This is a genomic window from Hymenobacter chitinivorans DSM 11115 (assembly GCF_002797555.1).
GTDB lineage: Bacteria > Bacteroidota > Bacteroidia > Cytophagales > Hymenobacteraceae > Hymenobacter > Hymenobacter chitinivorans.
In genome coordinates this window covers 1,588,033-1,609,247 of sequence record NZ_PGFA01000001.1, presented here as the reverse complement: position 1 = coordinate 1,609,247, position 21,215 = coordinate 1,588,033, and the positions used below count along the sequence as shown (strand labels likewise).

General features: G+C 62.8%; 17 protein-coding genes. 9 read left to right on the top strand and 8 right to left on the bottom strand.

The annotated features are described in order from the left end of the window. Nucleotides 1-111 precede the first annotated feature (111 nt). The 4 genes from rhaM to CLV45_RS06705 form a co-directional block, all read right to left on the bottom strand. A complete protein-coding gene (gene rhaM, locus CLV45_RS06720; protein ID WP_100335599.1) occupies nucleotides 112-426 on the bottom strand; it encodes an L-rhamnose mutarotase in 315 nt (104 codons plus the stop codon). Between the two features lie 266 nt (nucleotides 427-692). Beyond that, nucleotides 693-2,237, bottom strand: a complete 1,545-nt coding sequence (locus CLV45_RS06715; RefSeq protein ID WP_100335598.1) for a sialate O-acetylesterase — start codon at nucleotides 2,235-2,237, stop codon at nucleotides 693-695. Nucleotides 2,238-2,382: 145 nt separating this feature from the next. Further along, nucleotides 2,383-5,235 (bottom strand): glycosyl hydrolase, encoded by a 2,853-nt coding sequence (locus CLV45_RS06710; RefSeq protein ID WP_100335597.1) that lies wholly within the window; start codon nucleotides 5,233-5,235, stop codon nucleotides 2,383-2,385. A gap of 170 nt (nucleotides 5,236-5,405) precedes the next feature. Then, nucleotides 5,406-6,557: a glycoside hydrolase family 88/105 protein gene (locus CLV45_RS06705; RefSeq protein WP_100335596.1), complete on the bottom strand. Its 1,152-nt coding sequence runs from the start codon at nucleotides 6,555-6,557 to the stop codon at nucleotides 5,406-5,408. 461 nt (nucleotides 6,558-7,018) lie between these two features. On the opposite strand from CLV45_RS06705, the gene CLV45_RS06700 reads away from it, so the two are divergent. From CLV45_RS06700 to mgrA, 3 genes are all read left to right on the top strand, one after another. Further along, nucleotides 7,019-7,807: a rhamnogalacturonan acetylesterase gene (locus CLV45_RS06700; RefSeq protein ID WP_100335595.1), complete on the top strand. Its 789-nt coding sequence runs from the start codon at nucleotides 7,019-7,021 to the stop codon at nucleotides 7,805-7,807. Nucleotides 7,808-7,830: 23 nt separating this feature from the next. After that, on the top strand, nucleotides 7,831-8,622 hold the full coding sequence (locus CLV45_RS06695) for a rhamnogalacturonan acetylesterase (RefSeq protein ID WP_100335594.1): 792 nt from the start codon (nucleotides 7,831-7,833) through the stop codon (nucleotides 8,620-8,622). Between the two features lie 66 nt (nucleotides 8,623-8,688). Then, nucleotides 8,689-9,681, top strand: coding sequence for an L-glyceraldehyde 3-phosphate reductase (gene mgrA, locus CLV45_RS06690; protein ID WP_100335593.1), 993 nt, complete (start codon nucleotides 8,689-8,691; stop codon nucleotides 9,679-9,681). Nucleotides 9,682-9,772: 91 nt separating this feature from the next. Here the strand turns inward: mgrA and CLV45_RS06685 are convergent, their stop codons facing one another. Further along, on the bottom strand, nucleotides 9,773-10,261 hold the full coding sequence (locus CLV45_RS06685) for a carboxypeptidase-like regulatory domain-containing protein (protein ID WP_100335592.1): 489 nt from the start codon (nucleotides 10,259-10,261) through the stop codon (nucleotides 9,773-9,775). A 270-nt stretch (nucleotides 10,262-10,531) separates the two neighbouring features. After that, on the bottom strand, nucleotides 10,532-11,740 hold the full coding sequence (locus CLV45_RS06680) for an acetate/propionate family kinase (RefSeq protein WP_100335591.1): 1,209 nt from the start codon (nucleotides 11,738-11,740) through the stop codon (nucleotides 10,532-10,534). Between the two features lie 462 nt (nucleotides 11,741-12,202). Here CLV45_RS06680 and CLV45_RS06675 point away from each other — a divergent pair, with 462 nt between their 5' ends. Further along, nucleotides 12,203-12,928: a DoxX family protein gene (locus CLV45_RS06675; protein WP_100335590.1), complete on the top strand. Its 726-nt coding sequence runs from the start codon at nucleotides 12,203-12,205 to the stop codon at nucleotides 12,926-12,928. A 122-nt stretch (nucleotides 12,929-13,050) separates the two neighbouring features. Next, nucleotides 13,051-13,350: a hypothetical protein gene (locus CLV45_RS06670; protein ID WP_100335589.1), complete on the top strand. Its 300-nt coding sequence runs from the start codon at nucleotides 13,051-13,053 to the stop codon at nucleotides 13,348-13,350. A 185-nt stretch (nucleotides 13,351-13,535) separates the two neighbouring features. Here the strand turns inward: CLV45_RS06670 and pta are convergent, their stop codons facing one another. Continuing rightward, complete coding sequence (pta, locus tag CLV45_RS06665) at nucleotides 13,536-15,629, bottom strand: phosphate acetyltransferase (protein ID WP_100335588.1); 2,094 nt, start codon at nucleotides 15,627-15,629, stop codon at nucleotides 13,536-13,538. Between the two features lie 317 nt (nucleotides 15,630-15,946). Here pta and CLV45_RS06660 point away from each other — a divergent pair, with 317 nt between their 5' ends. The 3 genes from CLV45_RS06660 (at nucleotide 15,947) to CLV45_RS06650 (ending at nucleotide 18,581) form a co-directional block, all read left to right on the top strand. Beyond that, nucleotides 15,947-16,771: a universal stress protein gene (locus CLV45_RS06660; protein ID WP_170061823.1), complete on the top strand. Its 825-nt coding sequence runs from the start codon at nucleotides 15,947-15,949 to the stop codon at nucleotides 16,769-16,771. Between the two features lie 378 nt (nucleotides 16,772-17,149). Next, the gene (locus CLV45_RS06655; protein WP_100335586.1) at nucleotides 17,150-17,485 is read left to right on the top strand and encodes a YbaB/EbfC family nucleoid-associated protein; all 336 of its coding nucleotides are present in this window, start codon (nucleotides 17,150-17,152) and stop codon (nucleotides 17,483-17,485) included. Next, complete coding sequence (locus CLV45_RS06650) at nucleotides 17,475-18,581, top strand: glycosyltransferase family 2 protein (RefSeq protein ID WP_245882765.1); 1,107 nt, start codon at nucleotides 17,475-17,477, stop codon at nucleotides 18,579-18,581. The genes CLV45_RS06655 and CLV45_RS06650 overlap by 11 nt, the downstream gene beginning before the upstream one ends. Nucleotides 18,582-18,619: 38 nt before the next feature. On the opposite strand, the gene CLV45_RS06645 is transcribed toward CLV45_RS06650, so the two are convergent. Beyond that, the gene (locus CLV45_RS06645) at nucleotides 18,620-18,838 is read right to left on the bottom strand and encodes a PspC domain-containing protein (RefSeq protein ID WP_100335585.1); all 219 of its coding nucleotides are present in this window, start codon (nucleotides 18,836-18,838) and stop codon (nucleotides 18,620-18,622) included. Between the two features lie 256 nt (nucleotides 18,839-19,094). Here CLV45_RS06645 and CLV45_RS06640 point away from each other — a divergent pair, with 256 nt between their 5' ends. After that, entirely contained in the window at nucleotides 19,095-20,822 is a 1,728-nt protein-coding gene (locus CLV45_RS06640; RefSeq protein WP_100335584.1) for a tetratricopeptide repeat protein, read from the top strand. Nucleotides 20,823-21,215 lie beyond the last annotated feature (393 nt).

The window sequence follows — 21,215 nt, the reverse complement described above, 5'->3', positions numbered from 1 at the left end:
CGCCGACCGTTGGCTGTAGTTCGCGTGGCTGAACGACAATCGTTGATTCAGCGCGGGGCACACGAACTACAACCGTAGGTCGGCGCAGCCACAGTTCGCGCTACGGATAGGTTAGTCCTGATGAAACACCCGAGCCAAGGACTGCACTACGGGCGAGTTGTCGGGGTTGGTTTCCATCAAATCGGCCATGTAGGCCCACCAGTGCCGCATGATTTCCTGGCTCGGGAGCTGGTCGGTGGTGTGGCCGGGCCGGCGCTTTTGCACGGCAAACAGCCGGCCGCTGGCCTCGTCCAGGAAGATGGAATAGTCGCGGATGCCGGCTTCGTGCAGGGCCTGGGTTAGCTCGGGCCAGATTTCGTCGTGGCGGCGCTGATACTCGGCCGCTACGCCGGGCTTGAGCTGCATGGTAAAGGCAATTTCTTCCATGATGACGGATAAGGGTTAAGTAAGTGAATTAGCGTAGACCGGAAAAACTGCCGAATTGATGTACTCCCTGTCATCCTGAATGCAGCGCAGCGGAGGGAAGGACCTTCCTCCCCTACCCCGCCGAGCCTGATACCAAAGCTCTTCCCTGACCAGTAGTAATGGGCTTTAGCACGTTGAATGATGCTTGTCACTGAGGCGAGGAAGGTCCTTCGCTCTGCGTACGCCAGATGGAGGAGGACAGGCGCAGTAACTCCCTGCTACTCACCTTACAGCAAACCCTGGGTTTTGAGCTTCCACTGGTCGGTGCGGAAGGGCGTGGCGGGCAGGCCGGCGGCGTTGTAGAAGTTGGGGTTGGGAATGGCCCGCCAGGCGAAGCGCACGGCCACGGGCTGCTTTACCTGCTCGTTCCAGACCACCACCGAGTTGCCCTCGATACGGGCCTGGGCGGGGCGAAAAACGCTGTCGGGGCCGGCAATGGTGAACTCGCGCAGGGGCCCGTTCCGGGCTTGCAGGCCGCCGGCGGCGTAGTCGAAGCGCAGGCGCACCTGGCCGCCGGCTTCCACTTTCATACTGTGGTAGATGGGGCCCGAATACACCGTTTTCTTCGCGCCGTAGTCTTTGGCCAGGGCCCACTGGGCCAGGCGGTGGCCCACCACCTGCTTGTTGCGGGGGTGAATATCGAGTGAGTCGCCCCAGTCGGTGATGACGGCCATGCCGGTGCGGGGCACGGTTTGCAGCGTCAGCAGCTGGGCCTCCCGGATTTCGGGATTCTGGCTGCGGTGCGGGGCAATCTGGACGAAGTAAAAGGGCATTTCGGGCTGCTGCCATTCCTGCCGCCAGCTTTGGATCAGGGCCGGAAACAGACGGCGGTACTGGTAGGCCCGGTCGGCGTTGTTTTCGCCCTGGTACCAGAGTACGCCCCGGAGCGTGTAGGGAATCAGGGGCCGAATCATGCCGTTGTAGAGCTTGTAGGGCGACTTATTCGAGGTAACTCCCACCGGCGCGACGGGTGCCATACGGGCCGTTTGCGGGTTGGCGGCCCGCTCCTGCTGAAACTCGGCCAGTTGCTGCTTGTAGGTGGCCTGGTCCTGCTCGAAGGTCGTCAGGCCCCGCTCGTAGCGGCGCAGGATGGGCCGGAAGTCGGGGTCCTGCTCCAGCACGTCCTTACGGGTCCAGGACTCGGCCGGGGTGCCGCCCCAGGTCGAGTTGATCAGGCCGATGGGCAGCCGGGTGTGCTCGTGGATTTCCTGGGCAAAAAAGTAGGCCACGGCCGAGAATTCGCCCACGGTCTGGGGGCTACACACCTGCCACTGGCCCTGGGTGTCGCGCTGGGGCTCGTTGGCCACGGTATTCTTCACGGTGAACATCCGGATGGCCGGGTAGCTGGCCTTGGGCACCACCTCGGCCTCATTGATAACGCCGGTATAGGAGCCGCTGTTGGGCTTTTTACTGACGGAAAACGCCATGTTCGACTGCCCCGAGCACAGCCAGACCTCGCCCAGCAGCACGTTGCGCACCGTCAGCTCATTCCGGCCCTGAAACCGGATGGTATACGGCCCGCCCGCCTGGCCCGTGGGTACCCGCACCAGCCAGTTGCCCGCCGCATCGGCCGTAGCGTTGACCGGGGCTTTCTGCCAGCTGGCCGTTACGCTCACCGTTTCTCCGGCCTCGGCCCAGCCCCAGAGGGCCACGGTGCTTTTCTGCTGGAGCACCATGTTGTCGGCAATCAGGGCGGGCAGCGTGACGTTGGCTTGGGCCGAGTAAGTCAGGGTCAGCAGGAAAGCAGACGTAAGGAGCCGGGAAATGCGCATAAGCCGTTAGAAACGAGGAGTAAGCGTTGTAGTCATGCTGAGCTCGTCGAAGCATCTCTCCCGCTTCGGTGCGAATTAGCACTGCGGTAGAGATGCTTCGACTGCGCTCAGCATGACGTTCTTATAATTTTATTCGGTTCCGGCCCTACTGCACCTGCTGGCCGGTGGTGGTTGGGGTCAGGGTGACGGGGCCAAGCAGGCCCGACTCGCGCGGAGTCCATTTCTCGGCGGTGAACAAGCCGTTGGGGCCGCGGTTTTCGGCCAGCTTGCTCGACATGTTGATGTTGTAGGCGTTTTTGTAGGACTCGTGGCGGCGGTCCATATCCGCAATGCGGTTGGCCATGCCGTTGCTCACGGCCACGGTCAGGGTGTTGGTAGCTTGGAGCTGGGCTTTGGGAATAAAGACCTGATACGTGGGGCCAATGAGCGTAGCCAGGGGCTGGCCGTTGAGGTGCACCCGGGCCGTTTCGGCCACCCGGCCCAGGTCGAGCAGCCAGCCGTCGGCCGCGCCCTGGGGCCGGGCAAAAGCCAGGGTGTAGGTGGCCGTGCCGGCGAATTTCTTCACCGCGTCGCCTTGCCAGGTAGTCCAGGAGCTCAGGCTTTCCACCTGCGTCGGGGCCGGCAGCTCGGGGCCGCCCACCCCGAATTTCACGTCCCAGCGGCCGGTGAGCGGCTGGGCCGGGCCGGCGGGTTTCTGGTAAGCGTAGGCCGGGGCAATTACCGCTGCCGTCGAGGTTTCCAGCAAACAGGACTCCCCCGGGGCCAGCTGCACGTACACCTCGGGCTGGCCTTTGGCGGAAGTGCGCACGGCGGCCATTCCCAGCTGCTCGGTCATGGGGTTGTAGAGCGCCACCGACTTAGCCGCAGTTTGCAGCGGCACCCAGGCGTGAACGGGCTTGGGGCTCCAGTTGGCCACGAAGTAAGTAAGGCCCTTGGCCGAGCGGCGGCGCTCAAACTGCAGGCCGGAGTCCACCATCGTTTCGCGCTTCACCCCGGCCTGGGCCAAAAGCTGGTCGACGTTGGCGCCCACCAGCACCGCGCCTTTGCCGAGCACGGCCTTTTTGCTGCCCTTGGCCCCGGCCGTGAATTTGAGCTGGGCCAGTTGCTTTTTAAACGCGGCGCGGCGGGCGGCCAGGTTGCCCCAGCCGGGCACGTCGGTGGGCAAGCCGTTCTGAAACACGATGGTGGCGCCGCTGCTGGCCAGCTTCAGCAGCTGCGCCAGCGTGGGCAGCGGCAGGGTGCGGGCATCGGGCACGAGAATGGTCTGGTAGGTGGCTCCCCCGCCGGTTTGCAGGGTTTTGCCGGCCGCCGTGACTTGCAGCAGCTGCTTGTCGGAAATAAAGTCGAAGCCGTAGCCGCGCTTGAGCAGCTCTTCGCCGGTGGTGCCCACGGTCATGCCCTTGAAGCCGTGCTCGATGCCGTCGAAGTGCTGGAGCAGGACCTTGCCGGGCTTCTGGTAGGCGTCGTAAATAGGCAGATACACCAGCACGTCGTTGGCGGGCTTGCCGGCCTGCAGAAACGACTGGCAGTGGGCCACGTAGCGGTTCAACTGCCCGAAATCCGGCCAGAACGTGTTGTTGGGGTTGAAGTGGACGGCCGCGTAAAACAGCCAGCCGGGCCAGGGCGCCGATTGGGGAGAGTAGTTGGTGCCGTGGTAAAAGGTGTGGTTGATGCCGCCGAGCAGCATCCGGTCCAGGGCCTTTTTTACGTCGCCGAGCGAGGACAGGAAATGGTCGTTTTCCCAGGTGGCCGTTTCCGAGGAAGCCAGCTTTTTACCCGTGACGTGGGCCGCCGAGGAGGCAAACTTGATGCGCAGCAAATCCTCCCCTTCCGTTTCGGGAATGTCGGTGGCGGCGTACAAATCCAGGATGTTGGCCGGGGAGCCGTGGGCCTGGTTGCGAATCAGCGCGCCATGGGTTTTGGCCCAGGCGCCCCAGGTCTGGGTGTAGTTTTCGAGCAGCAGCTCCGATATGGTCTCCCGGTAGTCGGTCAGCACCCGCTGGTTTTCGTCGGCCGAGGCCTGCCCAAACAACGCCGGCAGGTGCTGACGCAAGTCGTAGCCGCGGCGCTTCTGAAACTCCGAGAACATAAGCGGCGTCCAGTTGGCCTCGCCCTGGGCATCGTCCACCTCGTAGGAATCGTTGAAAAAGGCGCGCAAGCCCTTAAGGCTACGGCCCTTGAAGGCCTCGTCGAAGTGCTGCAGATAGTGCTGGGTGGCAGTTTTGGAGAAGTGGTCCACCACGTCGCCTTCCCCGCCGGGGCCGGCCCGCTCCACCTGCTTGCCGTGCCAGCCCTCGAACAGGGCATACAACTTCCAGCGGCCGGGCGGGGCGGTCCAGTTCAGCTTACCGGCGGCGTCTACCTTACTGGTCAAATCCAGCATTTCGCCCTTCTCCGAATAGGCCATCAGGGCCTGCAACGGCAGGGGCTTTTCGAAGCGGACCTGGTCGAAGGCGTGGAGCTGCAAATCGGGGTTGCTGGCCACCGGCTCCTTGAGCTGCTTCAGGTCGATGGGCTGGCCCACGGTGCGCACAATGGGCTTTTGCACGAAAGTCACGGCCTGCTGGAGCTGCTCGCCACCCTGCATGGCGTAGGTCTGGTAGGTGGCGTACTTGCAGGCGTCGGCCGAGCTGACCCAGGGCCCGCCGAAGGGCCAGCCCGAAGCCTGGGCCATATCCACGCCCAGCCCCAGCCGCCCGCTTTCCTTGAGCGTGTGCTCCAGCATATCCACCCACCTGGGCGAGAGGAAGTTGATAAACTGCGGCTCGGCCCCTTGCTGCCCGTAAATTGTGGTGATTTCGACCCCGCCCAGGCCGGCCTGCTGGTACTGGGTCAGCAGGCGGGTCAGGTCCTGCTCGTTCACGGCGCTGCCCTGCCACCACCAGCGCGTCCAGGGCTTGGCCTGCTGGGTTATTTCGGGCCATTTGGGGGCTTGCGCGAAGCCGGGTTGGGCCAGCGCGGCGGTCAGCAACAGGGACAGAGCCAGGGACTTTTTCATATGGGAGCGGGTTATAAAGAAGAACGTCATGCTTTATCTGTCGTCCGCTTGCCGAAGCAGCTCTACCGCACTGGTCAGTAGATTTTACTATTGCAACGAAGCGGCAGAGATGCTTCGCAGGACTCAGCAGGACGTTCTGTGTTGCCCGCCAGACACTTCGGCCTGAGCGGTTATGGTTGCAGCTTGTAGACCTCACTGCCGGCCAGCAGGAAGCAGCCCAGGCCGTAGTCTTCGAAATCGGGCCGGCTGGTGTAGCTCACCGGCTGTCCGTCCTTGGGTTCCTTGCCGGTGCCCTGCACGTAGCCCAGGAAGCCGTCGGGGTGCAGGCAGTCCTTAATCATGCCCTGCCAGGCCTTGGCAATGATGGGCTGGTAGGTTTTGCGGTCCAGCAGGCCGCGGTTGATGCCCCAGGCCATGCCGTACACGAACAGGGCCGTGCCCGTCAGCTCCTTGCCGCCGAAGTGCGTCTCGTCGTGCAGGCTCACGTTCCAGAAGCCGTCGGGGCGCTGCAGCGGCGGCAGCGCCTTGATCATGTTCATGTACATCTGCACGTACTCGTCGCGGTGCGGGGCGCTGCGGGGCATCACGTCGAGCACGCGCACCATGGCCGCCACCACCCAGCCGTTGCCCCGACTCCAGTAGCAGTCCTGGCCGTTGGGCTCCTTGTAGGGCGGCACAAAGTCCTTGTCGCGCCACCACAGGTTGTCCTCGGCATTGAACAGTCCCTTGCCCCCGTGCTGGGTTTTGGAGTAGTTATAGATCTGGTACATCTTCTCGTAGTAGCGGCTGTCGTTGTACTCGGCGCCCAGCTTGGCATACACCGGCATGGCCATCTGCAGGGCGTCAATCCAGCTCCAGTCGTCCACTTTCGGGCTGTTAACCATGTTGTCAATGCTGGCCTTGATGTCGCGGATGCGCTCGGGCTTGCGGTCAATCAGGTAGAGGTCGATGTAGGTCTGGCCGGCGCACTGGTTGTCGGCGTCCCGGTCGGTGATGCCGTTGCGGATGCCCCACTTGTGCTTTTCGGCCCAATCCACGGCGTAGTCGTAGTAGCGCTTCTGCTTGTCGAGCTGATACAGGGCCATCAGGCCTTCGTAGTACACGCTGCGGGTCCAGATATGACTGGGGCGCAGCTTGTTGGTCATGATGTCCTTGCCCGGGTCGGGCCACTTCTGCATGAAGTAGTCATTGGTCAGGGTCAGGGCTTTGAGCACCTTTTCTTTCTTGGGCAGCTTCTGGGCCGGGGCCGGGGTGGCCGTCAGCACCAGACCCAGCAAACCCAGGCCGGCAAGAGAAGTAGTGAGCAGGGAAGAAAGCTTCATGGAGGACGCGAGGTGGTAGAATCGGGTGAAGAAAGGCTGAACCCGGAAGATAGCGCTAGGAAGCGGTTTTCGCCACTTCCGACCCGCTCCCCGGGCTTGACCTCTCATTATTAGCCCGAAAAATAATCCATTTGTCGGCGGCCGGCTGCCGTAAGCCGCTTTCAACGGCGCCGGGCAGGCAACGGGTAAGGGGCATCGGCGCGGCGCAACAGCATGAATTACAGAGCGGCCGGCCGGACCAGCCGCTTTGTAGGTTGCAAGAAAACCAGGAGCCGCACCCAAACCCTCCTGTACTCTTCGGTACGCCGCTTTTGGTGCCGACCCGCAGGCCCCGGCCGCCGTTGCTTTGCTCACTATTTGCTCACTAAAAACCACCGGAACCCACAGGAGAGTGCAGGATGGGCCAGCCCGGCCGGCGTGCGTCCTTGCCGCAGCGTACTGTTGCTTTTCCCCGCTAATTCATGAAACACCCACTGGTTTTCCGCTTCGGCCTCCTGGCTGCGCTGGCCCTGAGCACCCTGCTGCTGGCCTTTGGCAAAGGACCCAAACGCCCCACACTCTATCTGATTGGCGACTCGACGGTGCGCAATACCAATGCCCCGCAGATGGGCTGGGGCACGCAGCTGCCGGCTTTTTTCGACACGGCCAGAATCAATATCGACAACCGGGCTATGGCCGGGCGCAGCACCCGCACCTTCGTTTCGGAGAAGCGCTGGCGCGTGGTGGACTCCCTGCTGCGGCCCGGCGACTTTCTGCTCATGCAATTTGGCCACAACGAAGGCAGCGCCCCCGACACCACCAAGGCCGGCCGCCGGGGCGTATTGCCCGGCACGGGTGAGGAAACCAAGCAGCTGATCTGGCCCAATGGCCGCCCCGAAACGGTGCATACCTACGGCTGGTACCTGCGCCAGTTTATCCGCCAGGCTAAAGCCAAAGGCGTGACGCCCCTCGTGGCCTCCATGATTCCGCGCAACCAGTGGCAGGATGGCAAAGTGAAGCGCGCCACCCAGAACTTCGGTGGCTGGGCCCGGGAAGTAGCCCGGCAGGAAAACGTGGCCTTCATCGACCTCAACCAGCTCACGGCCGACAAGTACGACCGACTCGGCCCCGAGGCCGTGGCCAAGCTCTTCGCCGGCGACCATACCCACACCAACGAAGCCGGCGCGTTGCTTAACGCGGCCTCAGTAGTGGAAGGCATCCGGGCCAACCGCAAAATCGCGCTGAACAAGTACCTGGCCAAGCAGCAGTAAGCAGCAACGACACTTGCTTTCCTATGAAACTCTTCCGCCCCACCCTCACCTTACTGCTGGCCCTGGCTTTACTCTCGGCTTTTCTGCCCCGGCCCAAACCCCGCCCCACGCTCTTCCTCATCGGCGACTCGACGGTGAAAAACGGTAAGGGCCGCGGCGACGGGGGCCTCTGGGGCTGGGGCAACTTCCTGCCCGCCTACTTCGACACGACCCGCATCCGCCTCGAAAACCACGCCCTGGGCGGCACCAGCTCCCGCACCTTTCGCAGCCAGGGCCACTGGGCCAAGGTGTTGCCCCGCCTCCAGGCCGGCGACTTCGTCATCATGCAGTTTGGCCACAACGACAGCAGCCCCATCAACGACACGACCCGGGCCCGGGGCACCATCAAAAGCAACGGCGAGGAAACCCAGGACATCGTGAACCTGCTCACCAAGCAGCCCGAAACGGTACACTCCTACGGCTGGTATCTGCGCCAGTTTATGGCCGAAATCAAGGCCCAGGGCGCCACGCCTATCGTCTGCTCCCCGATTCCGCGCAACGCCTGGACCGGCGGCAAAGTCAACCGCAGCCGGGAAGACTACGGCCGCTGGGCCCAGGAAGCCGCCCGGCAGGGCGGCGCTGGGTTCATCGACCTCAACCAGCTCGCGGCCGATAAGTACGACCGGGCCGGCGAAGCCACCGTGCGCGCCACTTACTTCAACCCCACCGACCACACCCACACCATCGAGGCCGGGGCCCGACTTAACGCCGAAGCCGTGGCCGAGGGCATCCGGCAAGCGAAACACCTGGCCCTGCGCAAGTATTTGCGGAAGTAGTTGCGAGAATTGGGCGCGGCCACCCATCTTGCCCGCTCGTTCTTTCGCCTTACCGTTTTTCCAACCATGCACTACCTCCCCAGCCCCGGCCGCTACCAGGACATGACCTACCGCCGCTGCGGCCGCAGCGGCCTCAAACTACCGGCTCTTTCCCTGGGCCTGTGGCACAACTTCGGCGACGTCGACCAGCTCTCCGTGGGCCGCAGCACCCTGCGCCGGGCCTTCGACGCGGGCGTGACCCACTTCGATTTGGCCAACAACTACGGGCCGCCGCCCGGCTCGGCCGAGCTCAACTTCGGCCGCATTCTGCGCGAGGATTTTGCCGGCTACCGCGACGAGCTGATCATTTCAACCAAGGCCGGCTACCACATGTGGGAAGGGCCCTACGGGGAATGGGGCTCGAAAAAGTACCTGGTCAGCAGCCTCGACCAAAGCCTGCGGCGCCTGGGCCTGGACTACGTGGACATCTTCTACCACCACCGCCCCGACCCCGACACGCCGCTGGCGGAAACCATGACGGCCCTCGACCTGCTCGTGCGCCAGGGCAAGGCTCTGTACGTGGGCCTGAGCAATTACCAGCCCGCCGAAGCCCGGGAAGCCTTCCGCATTCTGCGCGAGCTGGGCACGCCCTGCCTGATTCACCAGCCCAAGTACTCCATGTTTGAGCGGTGGGTGGAAGACGGCCTGCTCGACTTGCTGGCCGAGGAAGGCGTGGGCTGCATTCCCTTCTCGCCCCTGGCCCAGGGCCTGCTCACGGATAAGTACCTGCGCGGCATCCCCGCCGACTCCCGGGTAGCCAAGGGCGTCGGGTTCCTGACCGAAAACCAGCTGACGCCGGAGCGCCTCTCGCAGGTGCAGCGCCTGAACGAGCTGGCCCAGAACCGCCACCAAAGCCTGGCCCAGATGGCCCTGGCCTGGCTGCTCAAGGATGAGCGGGTCACCTCGGTCCTCATCGGCGCCAGCCGCCCCGAGCAGCTCACCGACTCGCTGCAGTGCCTGCACAACCTGCAGTTCACCCCCGACGAGCTGACGGCTATTGAGCAGGTTCTGCAGGGGTAAACGTGGCCTTTGCCAGGCTGACGACCCTAAAAAAGAAGCGCCCGAACTAGCAGTAGTTCGGGCGCTTTGCGTTTTGTCGAGCCAGCCAGACTTAGCGGCGGGCCAAGGGCTGCAGGGCCACGCTCACGCCGTTTTGCAGGTGGGGCTGGTTGAGCATCACGACCTGGTCGTGGTAGCCGGCGCACCCGATGGTCAGGCTTACCGGGGCGTTGCTGGGCAGGGCCAGCAGAAAGTCGCCCTGGCCGTTGGTCACCACGGCCGGGGCGTGGGTGTTGGTCATCCAGACGGTGGCCCCGGGCAGGGGCAAGCCGTCGGCCCCGGTAACCCAGCCGGCCAGCGTCAGGGGGCGGTGGTCGTTCATTACGTCGCGCGCCGGCGCTACCTGCACGGGCTGGAGCTTGGTCACCTTGGCCGTGGCCCCCGCGGCCGCCGTGCGCTTCTTGGCAGTACGGGCCGGCGCGGGCTTCGTCTGCTTAGCAGCCGGCGTCGAATCGTTGGCCCGGGCGGCGGGGCCGGTCAGCAGAGTCAGGGTCAGCAGCGCGGAGAGGCAAACGGCGAGGGCGGGGCGAAGTGGGAACATAGGCGGGCAGAAAAGAGGTAGCAAGAGCGGGTTTGGTACCACCGCCGCCCGTTGGTGGCGCAGTGATGAGTCAAACCTAGCCGCTATGGTTCAGCTTATCCGGCCTACTTACCCAACGGGCGCTGGCACGATGTCAACGACTGGATTCCCTGGCCGAAAGAAAAATAGCACTCCTCGCTTCCGCACCTGCTTCCGGCGGCCCAGCAGTTCTAGCTTTTCCCGACTAAAGCCAACGTTTCGCCCCCAACGACGCTTTAGCACCTGCCTGCTTTAGGCCGGCAACAGCAGCTGAGCGCACTGCCGGGCTATTTCCAGCTCCTCGTTGGTGGGAATTACCAGAATCCGGGCCCGCGCTCCGGCACTGCTGATGTCGCGCAGGCCCGGCGCCCGGCGCTGGTTCTGGGCCTCGTCGAGCTGCAGGCCGAAAAAGTCCATGTCCTGGCACGCCAGGCGGCGCACCAGGGCGTCGTTTTCGCCTACGCCGGCCGTAAATACAATGGCATCCAGCCCGCCCAGCACCGCCGCGTAGGCCCCGATATACTGCCGGATGCGGTAGGCATACAGGTCGTAGGCCAGCTGGGCCCGGGCCTCCCCCGCCGCCAGGGCCCGGGTTACGTCGCGCATGTCGCTAAAGCCGGTGAGGCCCAGCATGCCGCTTTCCTTGTTGAGCAAGGTGCTGACCTGCTCCGCCGAATAGCCCAGTGGCCCGAGCAGATGCAGCAACACCGAAGGGTCCAGGTCGCCGGAGCGGGTGCCCATCACCAGCCCGGCCAGGGGCCCGAAGCCCATGGTCGTATCCAGGGCCCGGCCGGCGCGCACGGCCGCCATGCTGCAGCCGTTGCCGAGGTGAATGGTAATCAGGCGGGCGTCGGGGTTGTTCAGGTAAGCGGCGGCCTGAGCCGCTACGTATTGGTGGCTGGTGCCGTGAAAGCCGTATTTGCGGATGCGCTGCTCGGTATACAAAGATTCCGGCAGGGCGTAGCGGAAGGCGTGCTCGGGCAGGGTCTGGTGAAAAGCGGTGTCGAATACCGCCACTTGCCGGGCCTGGGCAAAGAGCCGCTCGGCCACCTCAATGCCCAGCAGATTGGCCGGGTTGTGCAGGGGCGCCAGGGCAAACAACCGGTGAATTTCCGTTTTTACGGCCTCGGTAATCAGCGTCGTAGCGGCAAAAGCCTCGCCACCGTGCACCACCCGGTGGCCCACCACGGCAATTTCGGTCGGGTCCTGAATGACGCGGCCTTCGCCCTCGGTCAGCAGGCGCACCACTTCGCGCAGACCAGCTTCGTGGTCGGGCAGCTCCCGGGTCAGGCGCTGTTCGGCCGCTTCGGCACCGGCTCCGTCGAAAACCTTGTGGGTAATGGTGGCCTGCTCCTGCCCGATTCGCTCCACCAGGCCGCTGCACACGGGCTGCTCGGCGGGCCAGCGGAAAAGTTGATACTTAATAGACGAGCTGCCGGAGTTGACGACGAAAATATTCATGGAAGAAATTGGGCGGCCCCACCACGGGGCCCAAAAGTAAGACGGAACAGGTGGCAATACCCAGCAGTACGAGCATTGCCGCCCCAAAGTACGCCCGGCGGCTGCTCCACCGCCCGCCCCGATGCACAACTACGCCTGCTCAGTAGCACTGCGCCCGGCCGGCGCCCTGAGTAGATGGCCCCACCCCGCTCCTGCGCCTGGCTTTAGCTACTTCGGCTGGACCCACGGCCTTTCATGGCCCTTAACATCATAACTATCTACTTTTATGGCATTTACGCATCAAATCAACTGCATTCCAGGAAACGGCAACAGGAAAATACTCGGGCAAACCATTTTTTTATTTGCATACTTTGAAAAACAAAGTACTTTTGAAACATCAAGCTCGCACTGCTGCCGCCCTGCCAAAACCAACCGACGGCTCAGCTCCTGCAATCAACCTGCCGCGCCCCAACGCCCCACCCGATGAGCCTCGCTGCTACCCTCGACTCGCTTCATGCCCAGGCCCGGCACAACCGGTGGCTGCAGCATTTCACGGTCTTCAACCGGGTTGTGCTGGCCATGGGCTTTTTGCCGGCGGGCTACGTCAAAATTGCCGGGGAGCGGTTCACCGACCTGGCAATTAACCAGCCGATGGGGCATTATCTGTACGCTTTTTACCGCACCGGTTTTTATTACCCATTCGTGGGCGTGGTGCAAATGCTGGCGGCGGTGCTGCTGCTCATTCCGCGCACGGCCACGCTCGGCGCCGTGCTGTATTTTCCCATCATCCTCAATATTTTTATCCTGACCATTTCCGTGCGCTTCGTCGGCTCCATACTCACGTCGCCGCTCATGGTGCTGGCCAACCTGTACCTGCTCTGCTGGGACTACGACAAATTAAAACACCTCCTGCCCTGGCGCCGCCCAACCCCCGAGTTGGAAACCCAGCACTCCATCAGCAACGCCTTCCCGACTTATTTTTTCGCCGGCGTAGTGGCTGCCATTTTTACCGTGGCCTTTACCGTCAGCCACCTGTATACTATTCAGCCCTACAACACTTTTCAGGACTGCATCAAGCGCTGCCCGGGCAACAGCAAATCGGCGGCCTGCTACACGTTCTGCGACTGTATCCACAACGGCGGAGAGCCGCTGGATAAGTGCCTCGACGAGTACAACCGAGCCCCCGCCAACCCGGTCCGACGGCCCTAAAAACGGTCTAACCCAGCAAATGCACCGCTTCCGGCTTTCCTCAGAATACCTGAGCGGCTTCTGCCTGCCACGTACTTTCCCGGTTTTTTTTTAATAAACACTCACTTTCAAACCCCCACACCATGACCAACTCTTCAAATGCACTGACCAGCACTTTTACTGTAACGGGCTGGCTTTTCGGCCTGCTTGCTTTGGCAATTGGCCTGATCAACACCTTCTGGGGCAATGACCCGGGCTTCGGCATTTTTATCGTGGCGCTTTCCCTGGCTTTTTTTCCGCCGCTAAATGCGCTGCTGAAAGAAAAAATTGGTTTTGCAATTCCCGTGGTGGCAAAATGGGTGCTGGCCTTTTTAATTTTCTGGCTGGCACTGGGCGTAGGTGAATTATTCGATAAAATCGACCTTATGATGGCCAGCTTCTAAGCTCCGGCAAGCATGGTTTTACTTTATAGGCGATACAGAAATTGTGTCCTACTCTGTTATTATTTTGGCTACGGATAGAGATAAACAAGAGCACCAATTCTATATAACAGAGCAGGCAGGTCGCCACCAACGCCAGCGTTGTCGGCGGCCTGCCTGCGGACTTTATTCCCATTTTCAAAGCCGCCTTATTGCTGCTGACTTTGAATGGCGGTGATAACCACGGTGTTGAACACGTCGTCCACGGTGCAGCCCCGGCTTAGGTCATTTACCGGCTTATTCAGGCCCTGCAGCACCGGACCAATGGCCAGGGCGCCGGTTTCGCGCTGCACGGCCTTGTAGGTGTTGTTGCCGGTGTTCAAGTCCGGAAAAATCAGCACGCTGGCCTGGCCGGCTACCTCCGAGTCGGGCAGCTTCTGCCGGCCCACCAAGGGGTCCACGGCGGCATCGTACTGGATGGGGCCTTCCACTTTCAGATCGGGCCGCTTCCGGCGCACCAGCTCGGTGGCCTGCCGCACCTTGTCCACGTCGGCCCCGGCGCCCGAGGTGCCCGAGGAGTAGGACAGCATGGCCACGCGGGGCTCGATGCCGAAGGCCCGGCTGCTTTCGGCCGAGGAAATGGCAATTTCGGCCAACTGCTCGGCCGTTGGGTTGGGGTTCACGGCGCAGTCGCCGAAGACGGCCACCCGGTCGGGCAAGCACATGAAGAACACCGACGACACCACCGACACGCCCGGCTTGGTTTTGATAAACTGCAGGGCCGGCCGGATGGTGTGCTGGGTGGTGTGCACCGCCCCCGATACCATCCCGTCGGCGTGGCCCTTGTACACCATCATCGAGCCGAAGTACGACACGTCGCGCAGCAGGTCGCGGGCCATGTCCTCATTGACGCCCTTGTCTTTGCGCAGCTCATAAAAGGTGTTGACGTAGTCGTCGTAGAACTCCGAGTGCACCGGGTCAATGATGCGCACGTGGTCGGTGGGCCAGCTCAGCCCCAGGCGCTTAACGGAGGCCAGCACTTCCTCGGTGGTACCGAGAATGGTCAGGTCCACAATGTTCTGGTGCAGCAGCTGGGCGGCGGCCCGCAGGATTCGGTCGTCGTTGCCTTCGGGCAGCACAATGTGGCGGCGCTGGCGCTTGGCCCACTGCATGAGCCGGTACTGGAACATGTGGGGCGTAATGCCCTCCGCTTGGAAAGTAGTGAGCTGCTGGGCCAGGGCGGGCACGTCGACGTAGCGCTCAAAGGTGCGGATGGCCAGCTGCACCTTCTTGGGGTTGTCGGCCGAGATGCGCGACTTGACGGCCGCCAGCCGGGCGCTGGTTTCGAAGGTGCCGGTGGGCACGGCCAAGATGGGAATCACCGTTTGCAGGCCGCGCAGCAGGCGCAGAATAGGCTCCTCGGGCTCCCAGCCGGCCGTCAGGACCACGCCGGCCACCTTGGGGTAGCTGGCCGAGAGGTTGGCCTGCACGGCGCAGATAACGATGTCGCCCCGGTCGCCGGGCGTCACGATGACCACGTTTTCCTTGAGGTAGTTTAGGAAGTTGGGCACGTTCATGGCCCCGGTCACGAAGTTGTCGACCTGGTTGCCGAGCAGCTCTTCCCCAAAAAGCAGCCGCCCGCCCAGGGCCTTGTGAATTTCCTGCATCGTGGGGTTGAGCAGGGCTTTGTCCTCGGGAATGACGGACAGGATAACCTCGGCCGGGAGTTGGGCGCGCAGCAGCTCCTGCACATCAGCCACCTGCCCGGGGTGCACCTTATTGGCCACCACCGTGAGCACCTGCACCTCCCGGGCCTCGAAGCCGCGCAAAGCCGTGAGCGTGTTGCTGATGATTTGGGCCGTGGTTTTGCCCTCCCCCGACACGACCAGCAGCACCGGTTCGCCCAGGTTTTTGGCAATGGTCACGTTCAAATCAAACTTGAAGGCGGTGCCCTGGCCCACGAAGTCGGTGCCTTCCACCACGATGAAGTCGTGCTGCTCTTCGAGCTGCTTGTAGCGGCGGATGATGGTGTCAATCATTTCGCCCTGCCGCTCGGTTTCAATCAGCCGCAGCACTTCCGGGCCGGTGTAGGCAAAGGTATCTTCGTAGGCCAGCGGCAGCTGGAAGTGGCGCAGCACGGTGTCGAGGTGAGCATCGTGCTTGTCGTCGGGCCCCGGGGTAATGACGGGCTTGAAGTAGCCGACTTTCTGGGCTTTGCTGAGCAGCATATTCACCAGGCCCAGCGTCACGAGGGATTTGCCGCTGTAGGGCTCGGCGGAGGCAATGAAGACGGTTTTGGTCATAACAAGGCTAACGTAGCAGGTGGGCTTGGTGTTGGCGCAGGGGCCGGACGGGGGCTTTGGGCACGGGGCTATTCTCGGCCGGCTTTTGCCGAAGTCCGGCGGGTACAATGTAATCGGCAGACCAGCTTCGGCTACAGCTGGCCGCTTTTTCGGGTCACAAAAGTAGCGGGCACCACCGAGTTAACCCCTGGCCCGCGGCCTGATAAAGGTCAGGCGTTTGGCTGATGCGCGTCATGTGCGGCCGGGCCCGGGTAGCCGACTTTTACACCATCGGCCCTGCCTGCCGCGTCCGGTTCTCCACCACAAAATCTACTGTCATGCTACCCGCCTTCGTTGTACTTACCGACTTATCAACGGCCGCCGAATCGGCCCTGACCTACGCCACGCTGCTGGCCCAGCGGCTCAGTGGCCGGCTGCAGCTGCTGCACGTGTACCAGGACCCCATGGTGGTGCCCGAAGCGGCGATGGTAACGGTGCCGCTGGTGCTGGAAAGCCGGAAGGTTCTGCTCAGCGAGCTGGTCGAGCGGGCCCTGCGCCTGCCCATTCCGGCCAGCGCCGAGCTGGCCGTCGGCCCCTTCCGCGACGCGGTGGCCGAAGCCGTGCAGGTGCATCACCCGCTGCTGCTGGTGCTGGGCCGCGAAAAAGACCCCACTCTGCTCGACCAGTTGATTCGGCTGCAGGCCACGCCCATTCTGCAGGCGGCCCGCTACCCGTTGCTGCTCGTGCCCGAAGGCTATACCAGCTCCCGGCTGCCCCGCCGCCTGGTGGTAGCCGCCGACGACCAGCCGTTCTGGCTGACGGCGCCTTCCCTGGCCTTGTCGGAGCTGCTGGACCACTGCTACGCCACCACCACCGTAGTCCACGTCGCCCCGGAATCGGGCCCCAGCCGGGCCGACGTGGGCTTGGCCTCGGTGCAGCGCACGGGTCTGTTTGGCTCCCTTACCGGCAACAGTCTCTACGAAATCCGGGAAGCGGCACCCGCCGACGGCATTCTGCAGGCGGCCGAGGAGCTGCAGGCCGAAATGGTAGTGGTACTGGCCCGGCCCCACAGCTTCCTGGGCGGCCTGTTTCACCGCAGCGTCACGGCCCAGGTGCTGCGCCACAGCAAAGTACCCGTGCTGGTGTTGCCTACCACGGCGTAGCCTGTATCGTCAGCTTTTTTGTAAAAATGCAGCCACCTGCTGCCCTTGTCCGCTCCGCCGGGCGGGGGCAGCAGGTGGCGTTTACGGGGCAGCCCGGCAGCGGCGGGCGGCCGTGGGTAAGCGCGGCCGTTTCAGGACGTTTCCGGGGCGGCGGGCGGCTGTGGTGTCGGCGGCTTCCGTGGCCGCGCGGCTCCCGGGCGGTTAAGGTGCGGGGGCTTTGCGTAAATTGCCCCGCAATTCTGCTTTCCGTACGCCGTAAGGCCGGTGGGTGAAGTGGGGCCAGAATTATCGGCTCCAACGTCTCTTCCCGCCTGCCTTTCCCGTATTCCATTTAATGCAACCACCCTTCCAGCTTGCTGGAAACAACGAATAGACCCTATGTTTGACATGATGGGCATGATGGGCAAAGCCAAGGAGCTCCAGGAAAAGCTCCAGAAAGCCCAGAGCGAACTGCAGTACCTGACTGTCACGGCCGAGTCGGGCGGGGGACTGGTGAAGGCCACCGTAAACGGCCACCGCCAGCTGCTCAAGCTCGATATCGACGAGACCCTGCTCACGCCCCAGGACCGCGACATGCTGGCCGACCTAGTGGTAGCGGCAGTGAACAAGGCCATGAACGAAGCCGGCGAAAAAGGCAAGGAAGAGCTCAAAAGCAAGACTTCCGGCCTGCTACCCAACATTCCCGGCTTCGATTTGGGCAGCTTTGGCCTCTAGCGGGGCCGGCCCCGGCGGCCCGTGTGCCGACGTGGCCGTGGTGATTCTGAACTGGAACGGGCAGCAGTTTTTGCGGCAGTTCCTGCCCGCCGTGCTGGCTTGCTCCGACGGGGCCCGCATCATCGTGGCCGACAACGCCAGCACCGATGACTCAGTGGCCGTGCTGCGCAACGAGTTTGCGCAGGTCGAAATCATTCAGAACCCCGAGAACCTAGGCTTTTGCGACGGGTACAACCGGGCCTTGCAGCAGGTGGAGGCCAAATATTACCTGCTGCTCAACTCCGACGTGGAGGTGACGCCCGGCTGGCTGCGCCCGTTGCGGGAGCTGCTCGAAACCCGCCCGGAAGTAGCCGCCTGCCAGCCCAAAATCCGGCAGTACAGCCCCGAGGCGGCCCAGCGCGAGCTGTTTGAGTACGCCGGGGCCGGCGGGGGCTACCTCGACGGGCTAGGCTACCCTTTCTGCCGGGGCCGGCTCTTCGACACGCTCGAAAAAGACCTCGGGCAGTACGACGACCCACGCCCCGTGGCCTGGGCTACGGGCGCCTGCATGATGGTGCGGGCCGCCGCCTGGCAGCAGCTGGGCGGCCTGGAACCGGCCTTTTTTGCCCACATGGAGGAAATTGACCTCTGCTGGCGGCTCTGGAACGCGGGGCAGCAGGTGTGGTACCACGGCGGCAGCACGGTCTTTCACGTGGGCGGCGGCACGCTGCACAAGTCGAACCCGCGCAAAACCTACCTCAACTTCCGCAACGGCCTGGCCCTGGTCTACAAGAACGTGGCCGAGCCGGAGCTAATTAGGGTTATCGGGGCCCGGCTGGTGCTCGACTGGGTGGCGGCCCTGCGCTTTCTGCTCCAAGGCAACACCGCCGACGGCAAAGCTATCCTGCGCGCCCACCGCGACTTTTTCAACCAGCGCCGCTACTGGCAGCAAAAGCGCCGGCAGCACCCGCAAAAACTTCTGACCCGCCACCGCCCCGGCGTGTACCAGGGCAGCCTCGTCTGGGCCTATTTCGGTAAAGGAATTCGCGCTTTTAGTCAGCTCAGCCCGCAAGAATTTGGCGGAATGCAAGACGCAGCAAGCCCCACCCCTTCTTAAAACGGCTACTTCACCAACTCACCACTTCACCACTTCACTTACAAGTCCCAGACGGTGCTGCGCTGCCGGCGCATGGCCCGGCGCACGTTCATCCAGAAGGCCAGGGCGAAGTACAGCACGATGGGCGAGCCAAAGGTGAAGAACGACGCGTAGACAAAGGACAGGCGCACACTGCTGCTGGAGAAGCCCAAACGGTTCCCCAAAGCATTGCAGACACCAAAGCTCTGCTGTTCGATGAAGTCGGTTAGTCGTTTCATAGCTCCTCATTTTTAACCGGTTGAACCGGTTACTGCTCCTCAAAATAACAAGAAAACCCGCGGACGGCAAGCTCAGCGGCTACAATTGAACACAATTTCTGACCCCTCCCGGCAGTTTTTACGTTTGTAGGCCAGAATTTCCGCCCTGCCTCCGTACTGCCTAGCTTTTTCGCCTATGAGAGTTTATTTGCGCTTGTTTCCGTTCGGGTGGGTAGTGCTGGCCGCAGCCGCACTGCCGGGTTGTACGTTGCCCCGGATGCTAAAGGTTGCGCAAGAAGGTCAGCAAGTTACGGTGCAGCCCTCGGTGCTGGAAAGCAACGGCGAGAATGTGCTGTTCGAAGTCTCGGCCCGGGTGCCGGCCAAGCACCTCAAGAAGGGCAACGCCTACAACCTGGCCCTGAGCTACCGCTACGACAACGGCCTGCGCGAAGACACCGTGGGCCGCCTCACCTTCGTCTCGGGCGAGTACACCTACGACACCGAGAAAAAAGACGAGCTGGTCATCACCAAGCAGTTTTCCTTTCCCTACTCGCCCCGCAAAAGCCCCGGGGAGCTGCTGGTTCTGCCCGATGCCCACCAGCTCAAGCCCAACGGCAAGCGGGTGAAAGGCACTCCGTTTCGGTTGGCCCGCGGCATCGTCACGACGGGCCGGCTGGTGGTGCGCCAGGATACGGCCATCGGCCTGCTGCCCGAAACGGCCGACAACAACATGAGCGGCACCCGCATCCTGCCCTTCTTCTTCGACCAGGGCAGCGCCGCCATTCGCAATTATTTGGGCACCAACGTGCAGGCTCTGGAAGACTTTATCGAGGCCAACCAGCACACCAAGAAGGTGATGATTGCCGCCGGCCACTCCCCCGACTCTATCGACGCCCGCGACGCCCGCCTGGCCGATAAGCGGGTGCAGGGCCTGCTGCGCTACTACAAGAAGCGCGTCGATACCGATTCGTACCTGAATAAGGTCGGCGACATCAAGTTTGAAACCGTGGCTTACCACCGGCGCTGGGACCTGTTTCTGAACAAGGTCCAGAACTCGGCCCTCAAGCCCGCCCAGATCGACTCGGTGGTGCTGCTGATTAACGACTCCAAGGGCTCGTTTGCCCAGAAGGAGCGGCAGCTGCGGGCCCTGTCTTTCTACGATTACCTCGACCAGTACATTTACCCGGTGATGCGCTTCGGCACGGTGGCCGTGGAGTACACCGCCCCCAAGCGCTACGACTCGGAAATCTATTTGCTCTCCAAAAAGATTGTGGAGAAGGAAATGGAGGCCGACGCGCTGACTCCCGAGGAGCTGCGCTACTCGGCCACGCTCACGCCCCTGCTGGCCGAAAAGCAGCGCATCTACGAAACGGCCGTGGCCACCACCGGCCGCTGGGAAGCCTACCACAACCTGGCCGTGGTGCTCTTGCAACGCTCCGAGAAGGAAGTCAGTGACAAGGTGCGCAAGGCCTACCTGCGCCGGGCCGCCACCAACTTCACCCTGGCCGCCCACCGCAACCCCACCGCCGACCTGTTCTACCGCGTGGGCACGGCCTACCACCGGGCCGGCGACCGGCTCGAAGCCCTGCAGAACTACGACTACGCCATCAAGCTCGGCGGCCCGCGGCCGGTGCTGGAAAAAGTCTTTGCCGACAAAGCCGCCCTGGAAATCGAAGTCGGGCAGCTCGATGATGCCCTGGGCAGCATCAGCTACAGCGGCAAAACCTACCAGAACACCATGAACCGGGCCCTGATTTACTTGCTCAAAAGCAACTACGAGGGCGCCGCCGGCATTTACCGCGAAGCCCTGGACCTGAAGCCCAGCGACCCGCTGGCCTACTACTGCCTGGCCGTAGTAGCGGCCCGCACCAAGGACGAAGCCCAGATGGGCCAGTTCCTGCGCCGCGCCGTGCAGCTGGACCGCGCCTACGCCCAGCGCGCCGTCGAGGACCTGGAGTTCCGGGACTACGCCGCCGGCAAAGTGTTCCTCGAAGCGTTGCGGTAACAGAACGAAACTCCCCTCCTTTTTTCAAGGAGGGGTGCCCGAAGGGCGGGGTGGCCTAATCGTCGCTTCGTTGAACGGCAGCTCTACCCTGGTAACCCGTTCCTAGGCAGGTAAGTCGGTATAAAGCGCCAACTACCAAGTTCGCACTACTGCGCCGCCGTGAACCATCGCAGAACCGTGTAGTTCGCGTGCCCCGCGCCAGTAGAGTCGTTTTGGCACACGAACTACACGGTTCGCGCTACTACGCCGCCACCGGCAACGACCTTCTAAGCGGTGGAAATGAGCTTCGAACCGGTGGAAATGATTCACTAAGCGGTGGAAGCGACCTTCGAAGCAGTGGAAATGATCTTCTAAAGGCTGGCAATGACCTTCGAAGCGGTGGAAATGGTCTTC

What these genes read in the sequence shown, in the direction of transcription:
- pta (WP_100335588.1), bottom strand. Translation starts at nt 15,629, where the DNA reads ATGACCAAAACCGTCTTCATTGCCTCCGCCGAGCCCTACAGCGGCAAA.
- CLV45_RS06660 (WP_170061823.1), top strand. Translation starts at nt 15,947, where the DNA reads ATGCTACCCGCCTTCGTTGTACTTACCGACTTATCAACGGCCGCCGAA.
- CLV45_RS06640 (WP_100335584.1), top strand. Translation starts at nt 19,095, where the DNA reads ATGCTAAAGGTTGCGCAAGAAGGTCAGCAAGTTACGGTGCAGCCCTCG.
- rhaM (WP_100335599.1), bottom strand. Translation starts at nt 426, where the DNA reads ATGGAAGAAATTGCCTTTACCATGCAGCTCAAGCCCGGCGTAGCGGCC.
- CLV45_RS06710 (WP_100335597.1), bottom strand. Translation starts at nt 5,235, where the DNA reads ATGAAAAAGTCCCTGGCTCTGTCCCTGTTGCTGACCGCCGCGCTGGCC.
- CLV45_RS06715 (WP_100335598.1), bottom strand. Translation starts at nt 2,237, where the DNA reads ATGCGCATTTCCCGGCTCCTTACGTCTGCTTTCCTGCTGACCCTGACT.
- CLV45_RS06645 (WP_100335585.1), bottom strand. Translation starts at nt 18,838, where the DNA reads ATGAAACGACTAACCGACTTCATCGAACAGCAGAGCTTTGGTGTCTGC.
- CLV45_RS06655 (WP_100335586.1), top strand. Translation starts at nt 17,150, where the DNA reads ATGTTTGACATGATGGGCATGATGGGCAAAGCCAAGGAGCTCCAGGAA.
- CLV45_RS06685 (WP_100335592.1), bottom strand. Translation starts at nt 10,261, where the DNA reads ATGTTCCCACTTCGCCCCGCCCTCGCCGTTTGCCTCTCCGCGCTGCTG.
- CLV45_RS06680 (WP_100335591.1), bottom strand. Translation starts at nt 11,740, where the DNA reads ATGAATATTTTCGTCGTCAACTCCGGCAGCTCGTCTATTAAGTATCAA.
- CLV45_RS06670 (WP_100335589.1), top strand. Translation starts at nt 13,051, where the DNA reads ATGACCAACTCTTCAAATGCACTGACCAGCACTTTTACTGTAACGGGC.
- CLV45_RS06700 (WP_100335595.1), top strand. Translation starts at nt 7,019, where the DNA reads ATGAAACACCCACTGGTTTTCCGCTTCGGCCTCCTGGCTGCGCTGGCC.
- mgrA (WP_100335593.1), top strand. Translation starts at nt 8,689, where the DNA reads ATGCACTACCTCCCCAGCCCCGGCCGCTACCAGGACATGACCTACCGC.
- CLV45_RS06695 (WP_100335594.1), top strand. Translation starts at nt 7,831, where the DNA reads ATGAAACTCTTCCGCCCCACCCTCACCTTACTGCTGGCCCTGGCTTTA.
- CLV45_RS06705 (WP_100335596.1), bottom strand. Translation starts at nt 6,557, where the DNA reads ATGAAGCTTTCTTCCCTGCTCACTACTTCTCTTGCCGGCCTGGGTTTG.
- CLV45_RS06675 (WP_100335590.1), top strand. Translation starts at nt 12,203, where the DNA reads ATGAGCCTCGCTGCTACCCTCGACTCGCTTCATGCCCAGGCCCGGCAC.